At 64.0% G+C, this 6,971-nt stretch carries 5 protein-coding genes; 3 read left to right on the plus strand and 2 right to left on the minus strand.

Annotated elements, in window-relative coordinates:
- Positions 1-16 precede the first annotated feature (16 nt).
- Complete coding sequence (locus tag NKG99_RS32145) at positions 17-1,630, minus strand: extracellular solute-binding protein (protein WP_352873300.1); 1,614 nt, start codon at positions 1,628-1,630, stop codon at positions 17-19.
- A gap of 335 nt (positions 1,631-1,965) precedes the next feature.
- Between NKG99_RS32145 and NKG99_RS32150 the strand changes: the two genes are divergently transcribed.
- Complete coding sequence (locus NKG99_RS32150; RefSeq protein ID WP_352873302.1) at positions 1,966-2,994, plus strand: LacI family DNA-binding transcriptional regulator; 1,029 nt, start codon at positions 1,966-1,968, stop codon at positions 2,992-2,994.
- Between the two features lie 20 nt (positions 2,995-3,014).
- Here NKG99_RS32150 and NKG99_RS32155 read toward each other — a convergent pair whose 3' ends face one another.
- On the minus strand, positions 3,015-3,953 hold the full coding sequence (locus NKG99_RS32155) for a heme/hemin ABC transporter substrate-binding protein (protein ID WP_352873303.1): 939 nt from the start codon (positions 3,951-3,953) through the stop codon (positions 3,015-3,017).
- A gap of 179 nt (positions 3,954-4,132) precedes the next feature.
- Here NKG99_RS32155 and NKG99_RS32160 point away from each other — a divergent pair, with 179 nt between their 5' ends.
- Entirely contained in the window at positions 4,133-6,253 is a 2,121-nt protein-coding gene (locus tag NKG99_RS32160) for a TonB-dependent hemoglobin/transferrin/lactoferrin family receptor (protein WP_352873305.1), read from the plus strand.
- A 1-nt stretch (position 6,254) separates the two neighbouring features.
- The coding region (locus tag NKG99_RS32165) for a siderophore-interacting protein (protein ID WP_352873307.1) at positions 6,255-6,971 on the plus strand (717 nt) is incomplete at its 3' end.

Genomic DNA, 6,971 nt, shown 5'->3' on the forward strand with positions numbered 1-6,971 from the left:
GATCCAGGGAGACGGATCAGACGATCGGATCGAGAACTGTCGGCCAGGCCTCCTTGTTGGTCTTGATGGCTTCGAGCAATTTGTCCTCGCCGGTGCGGCGGGCGATCTTCTTCCATTCGGCCTCGGTGTCGGCCATCGCCTGCTCTGATGTCTTGGCCTTGGTCAGCGCCGCCATGAGGTTCTCGTCCAGCGCATTGTGGAAGGCTGTCGCGCCGGGATAGTTGATGGTCGGCACGGTGCGGGCTACCGTCTCGCGCACCACGTCCATGTGGTAGGCATGGTATGTCTGGCGCACCAGCGGATCGGAGAAATCCGAAAGCCGGAACGGGTCCAGGTAACCACCGGGGTTGGCGCTCATCCACGCGTAGATGCGGGCGGAACCCAGCCATTGCAGCAGGAGATAGGCAACCTCCTGGTTCTTCGACTGCGACGAGACCATGCCGGTCAGCGAGAACCACAGCACGGAACGGCTGATCAGCTTGCCGTCGATCTCGCGGCCGGGCGGCAGCATCGAGCCGATCTTGCCGGTGACAGCCGAGTCCTTGTTGCCGGCATTGTCGAGGAATTTCGGCAGGTTGGAGAAGGCGCAGGTCATCGCCGCACCGCCCTTGGCGAAATTGCCATATTGCTCCGGCCAGCCCCAGGAGATCGCATCCGGCGAATGATGCGCGAGCGAAGCGACATATTCGTTGGTGGCGGCAATGCCCTGCTCGGAATTGACCATCGGCTTGCCATCGTCGCCAAACAGGAACTGGTTGGGCGAGGCCATCGAGACATAGCGCTGATACCAGTTGGTGTAGCCCCAGCCCTGGTTGCGAAGGTCGGTCGAGCCGAACAGGCCCTTGTCCGGGCGCTGGAAGAAGGCCGCGATATCGCCATGCTGCTTCCAGGTCTTCGGCGGCGTCAGATCATAGCCGTATTTGTCCTTGAAGGCCCTCCTCTCGGCTTCGTCGCCGAACAGGTCGCTGCGGTAGACCCAGGTCTGGAAGTCGCCGTCCAGCGACACGCCATAGTTCGAGCCACGATATTTGTTGAGCAGCGACACGCCCTTGGCGCCGTTGACATAACCGTTCGTGGGATCGTCCCACTCGGGCTTGTACTGCGCGACGAAGTCGTCGAGCTTGGCGATGCCGCCGGTCTCGGCGAGGTCGCCGAGGCGGTTCCATTCGGTCGAATAGATGTCGTAGGCCCCACCCTTGGTGGAGATGTCTTGCATCGTCTTGGTGAATTCCTGGCCGTTCGGCAGGCCGACGATTTCGATCGGAATGCCGGTCTCCTTCTCCCACAGATCCTTGATCGATGGCGCGCCGGCCGGGAACGGCTGCGTGAGCTGGCCGATCGAGCCGTCGGACAGGCCGAGTACGATCTTGGCCGGCGCCTTGCCGGCACCCTTTAGCGCCTTGGCCGCCTCGATGGCGCGTCCTTCCGGCGTGTCGGCGCCGTACTGATAGCGCTCGGCCCCATCGAAGCCCGTCGGGCCGCCGATCATGCCTGGCGCCAGCGCGTCGGCCGCGTAGGCGCGGCCGGGACGAATGAATTGCGGCGCAATGCCAGTGGCGGCCATGATCACGGCGGCCTTTCCTCCGGACGCAAGCAAGCGACGCCGCGAGATGCGGATCAAATTGGACATTGAAACTCCTCCCTTAGGGCCACGTTTCCTCCACGACCCTATGAGGGATATTGACGGCAGCATGGGAAGGCTGTCAACATCATAAATAGTCAAAAGACATCACAACATTGCAAAAGGGCGAGGAAATGCGCAAAACCGGGATCCATACCTCACTCCTGATGCCTCGATCTGAGGGAAAACGCCTCTTCCCGGGTCTGCGAAGCCCTGCCGGGCGATTTGATTTAGCCCGGCGGCTTGCACATCGGCCAAGGGCGGATACATCATTTCCCATCAGAATCGCGGACGGCACGAAAGCCGTCGCCAGCCGACCTGACGCATGCAGGAGATGAAAGACGTTGCGGTCCACCCTGACTGACATAGCCCGGGAAGCCGGTGTCTCGGCCGCCACGGTCGACCGAGTGCTCAACAACCGCCCCGGCGTACGGGCGCGCACGCGAGAAATCGTGCTCGAAATGGCGCAGCGCCTCGGCTATATCGCCGAAAGCCCGAATGGGGCGCCGCCGCGGCCTTTGCCCGGCGACATCATCCGGCTTGATTTCGCGCTGCCCGCCGGTACCAATTCCTTCATCAAGATGCTGCACCGCCAGATCGAGGCGCAGGCGCGGTCACGGCCAGACCTCGACGTTCACATTGCCACCATCGAAGGGTTCAATCCGGATCGTCTCGCCCGCCTGCTGCAGGATCTGCGCGGCCGGACGCAAGGCGTCGGCGTCATCGCGCTCGACCATCCGACGGTGCGCGAGGCGATCCGCTCGCTGTCGGCCAACGACATCAAGGTGGTGACCATCGCCTCCGACATCCTGCATGTGCCCAGGGTCGCCTATATCGGCATCGACAACCGCGCCGCCGGGCGGCTGGCCGGCTATCTGCTCAACCGCTTCATGGGATCCGGTCGTCCGGGCAAGGTGGCGCTGTTCGCCGGCTCGCTGTCCTATCGCGGCCATGAGGAACGCGAGATGGGCTTCCGCCATATCCTGACGGAGGAATCGCCCAATCTGCAGATCGTCGAGATGCGCGAAATGCTCGACGACCGCGAGAAGGCCTATTCAGAAGCGTCCGCCCTGCTGGAGCGGCACCCCGACCTTGCCGCGATCTACAATGTCGGCGCCGGCAACACCGGCATCGCCCGCGCGCTCAAGGAGCGCGGCCGCGCCCAGTCCATGGTCTTCCTCGGCCACGAGGTGACGGACGGCACCAAGGACCTCCTGCTCGACGGCACGCTCGACGCGGTCATCGACCAGAACCCGCGTGTCGAGGCCCGTGAGGCGCTCAACACCCTGACCCATGCGGTCCGGGGGCTGCCCTATGAACTGCACCAGCCAAGGCTGCAGGTGATCTTCAAGGAGAACATCCCGGAGATCTGAGCAGCAAGCTTGGTCAACGCTTATCCTTCTGGATAAAGCGCCTTCGCCAGGTCGCGGATAGCATCTGATGTCCGCGGGCCGAAGCCGATCATATAGGCGCCGTCGAGCACGATCAGCGCCTTGTTGACCGACGCCGGCGTTGCCGCCAGCGCCCGGTTGGCGAACACCTGCTCGGGCGTGGGTCCGCCCTTGCCGTCACTCATCATCACGATCACATCCTGCGCCATCTCGATCAGTTTTTCCTCCGACGCCGCCTTGTAGCCCTGCACGACGTCCATCGGGTTGAGGCCGCCGGCATAGCGGATGATGGCGTCGGCCGAGGTGCCGGCGCCGGCGGCACTCAACTTCACGAGACCATGGAAGAACATCACCTTCTTACGCCGCCCCGGCGGAATCTTCGACGCCAGATCGGCCGCCGCCTGAAAGGCAGTGAGCACCTCGGCGGAAACCACCTTGCCCTTGTCCTCGAGCCCAAGGGCGGCGGCGAGCGTGATCTTGCGCTCGATGCCTTGTGGGCTGTTGTCCTGCGGGATGAAGACGACCGGGATCGCCAGCGACTTCAGCACCTCGACCGCTTCGGGAGGCCCGCTGTCCTCGGCCGCCAGGATCAGGTCGGGACGCAAGCTCGCCAGTCCTTCGACCGAAAGCCGGCGGCGATAGCTGACATTGGGCTTCTGCGTCACGGATGGCGGATATTTGCTGCCGCGATCGACGCCGACGATCCTCCCGCCGGCACCCAGCGCATGGACGATTTCGGTGACGTCGGAGCCCAGCGTCAGGATCCTGGTTCCCGGTCCCGGCGCGACGGTTGGTCCCAACGCGTCGACAACGGTCTCGGCGGCCAGCGCCTTGAAGCCACCGGACGGCGCCAACACCGACAGCGCCAGGAGCAGCACCGCCGCGATCCTGCCCGGTTGCAACCAGCGAATCCCCCTGCCCTCGCTCACACTGCCGACCATCACGCTACTCCAAGCCAATGCTTCTCGATGACGGTCGGCTATAAATTTAAAGTTGACTTATGTCATCATGTTTTAATAAGTGGCTCGTGCCCCGACCGCATGGTCGAGGTTTTTTCGATCATGCCAGCCAAGGCCGTTCAGCCACCGCCAGCCGTTTTTGCTTTTTGCTTGGGGGCTGCATGACAACGACAACAAACAAGACCTTGATGGCGAGCACCGCGCTCGCCTTCGTGCTCGGCCTCTGCGCCGTGCCCTTTGCCAGTGCGCAGGAACAGGACCAGGAGAAAAAGGCCACCGCCAAGACCGGCCGCCTGGCGCCGGCCAGTGCCGAGCAACCGGCGACGATGCTTGATGTGATCACCATCTCGGCGACGATGATCAAGACCGCCGTCATCGAATCGATGGCCGCCATCAGCGCCATCGATCAGGATGAGCTCGACCGCATCCAGCCCGACACCGCCGCCGACATCTTCCGCACCACGCCGGGCGTCGCTGCCTCGATGAACGGCGACGACCCGGCGACCGCCATCAACATCCGCGGCCTGGAACAATATGGCCGCGTCGTCGTCACCCTCGACGGCGCCCGGCAGGACTATTGGCGCGTTGGTCATGGCTCTGGCTCGTTCTATGTCGAACCCGACCTGATCAAGGAAGCCACCGTCATTCGAGGCCCGGTGTCGAATGCTTATGGTTCAGGCGGCATCGGCGGCGTCGTCTCCTTCGAGACCAAGGATGCCGGCGACTTCCTCAAGAAGGACGAGCGCTGGGCGCTGAGCGAGAAGCTCGGCTACGAGGACAATGGCGACGGCTTCACCACCAGCACCACCGGCGCTTACCGCTTCAGCGACGATGCCGACATCATCGGTAACCTCATCCACCGTGACCGCGACAGCTACACCGACGGCAATGGCGACACCGTGCCATGGACCGGCGAGCGAGTAACCAGCGGTTATCTGAAGACGACGCTGCGGCCGGCCGATGGCCACGAGCTGAAGCTCGGCGCCATCCTTCAGCGCTACAACGACCAGATCACCGGTTCGAGCGGCTCGACCTCGCCGACGCTGAGCCGCTACGACACCAACACCACCAACCAGACCTACACCGCGGCCTACACCTGGAAGCCCGACGACAACGAGCTGATCGACTTCAGCGCCAATGCCTATCATAACCGCACCCGCGCCGAGCAGACGCAGGTCTGGCCCGTCTCGGCGATCGGCAATTTCCGTTTTTACGATGTCGCCACGACAGGCTTCAATGTGAAGAACTCCTCACGCTTCGACGCCTGGGAGATCGCCCACTCGCTGACCTACGGGCTCGACTATTACTATCTCGAAGCGTCATCCGAGGCCGCTCATTTCGGTGCCGGCGAGCAGCAGGGCTACGGCGGTTTCCTGCAGTGGCAGGGCGACTACGAGAACTGGCTGCAGGTGATCGCCGCCATGCGCTACGACGGCTACCAGCTGGATGGCGAGACCCGCACCGTGCCTCCGCAGGAAGCCTCGATCTCAGGCGACCGCTGGTCGCCGCGTCTCACCGTCGGCGTTACACCGTTCGAAGGCTTCCAGCTCTATGGCACCTATTCCGAAGGCTACCGGGCGCCGGGCCTGCAGGATGTCTTCCGCGGCGGCGGCGCGCATGGCGGCGGCGATAGCTATCGACCCAATCTTCTGCTGCAGCCCGAGACGGCGAAGAACTGGGAGGCCGGCATCAACGTGAAATATGACGACGTGCTGACCGCGGGCGACCGGCTGCGTGCCAAGGTCAACGTCTTCCACACCGACGTCGAGGATTACATCGACGTCGACCTGACGGTCCTGCCGCGCACGGCGATCAACATCGGCGACGCGCGCCTGAAGAGCGTCGAGGTCGAGATGGTCTATGACTACAATTGGGGTTTTGTGAATCTTGCCGGGGCGTTGATCGACGCCAAGGTCGTCAGCGGCGTCTATTCCGGCCAGGCGCTGAGCAACACGCCGCTCGACCGTTTCTCGGCCACCATCGGCTTCCGCATGCTGGAGGACCAGCTCACCGTCGGTGCGCAATATCTCAGCGTCGGCAAGATCACCCGCACCAGCCGCACCAATCCCAACGCCGTGCCGGTCGTCGACGACGGTTTCGAACTGGTCAACGTCTTCGCCAACTGGCGCGTCAACGACAACCTGAAGCTCGATTTCGGCGTCGATAACGTCTTCAACACCGCCTACACCGACCCGCAAAGCGCATGGTCGACCTCGGCGGCAACGGAACAGGGCAAGGGCCGCACTTTCAAGGTGGCCTTCACCGGCAGGATCGGAGGCTAGAATGAGCGAAGCATCGGTGCGCGAACTGGTCTGCGAAGCGCGGCTCGACCTGCGGCACCTGCCCGACTACATGGAACGCATCAGCGACAGGCTGCAGAGTTTCGAGGCCGATGCTTCGCATCATGGGCGGCGCATCGATTTCCGTTTCGCCTTTGGCCGTGCCTCCATCGACGTGGAGCGGCGGGTGATGCGGGCCAATGCCGCCGACAGCGACGGGCTGGCCCGCATCAAGGACCTGCTCGCGACGGCGGTCCAGGTCTATGCCAGGGAGGAAAACCCCGAGATCGTCTGGACCGGCGATCTCTCGGGCGAAACCAGCCTCGCTCAGTTCCGCGAGATGACGGTGACGGATGTTCGCGACCTTACCGCTCATATGCGCCGCATTCGCCTCGCCGGCGAGAACCTTTCCCGCTTCGCCAAATTCGGCGGCATGCATATCCGCATGCTGTTCCCGACCAGGGAGGTGCCCGATCCGCTGTGGCCGGTGCTCGGGGGCAATGGCTTGCCGGCCTGGCCAGCCGACGACCGGCGACCGGTGGCACGCGTCTACACCATCCGCGCGCTCGACGTGACCAAGGGCACCATCGATGTCGACTTCCTCGTCCATCCCGGTGAGAGTGTCGGGGGGGGGGGGGGGGGCGCGGCGCGGGGCCCCGCGGGGGGGGGGGGGCGGGGGGGGGCGGGGGGGCCCCCCCGGGGCGCGCGCCAGGGGTGGTAT

The sequence above is a fragment of the Mesorhizobium sp. M1409 genome (assembly GCF_040317535.1).
In the GTDB taxonomy this organism is placed as follows: Bacteria; Pseudomonadota; Alphaproteobacteria; order Rhizobiales; family Rhizobiaceae; genus Mesorhizobium.

Bases quoted from the DNA above. Each gene is read 5' to 3' on its own strand.
- NKG99_RS32155 (WP_352873303.1), bottom strand. From the start codon at position 3,953: ATGGTCGGCAGTGTGAGCGAGGGCAGGGGGATTCGCTGGTTGCAACCG.
- NKG99_RS32160 (WP_352873305.1), top strand. From the start codon at position 4,133: ATGACAACGACAACAAACAAGACCTTGATGGCGAGCACCGCGCTCGCC.
- NKG99_RS32145 (WP_352873300.1), bottom strand. From the start codon at position 1,630: ATGTCCAATTTGATCCGCATCTCGCGGCGTCGCTTGCTTGCGTCCGGA.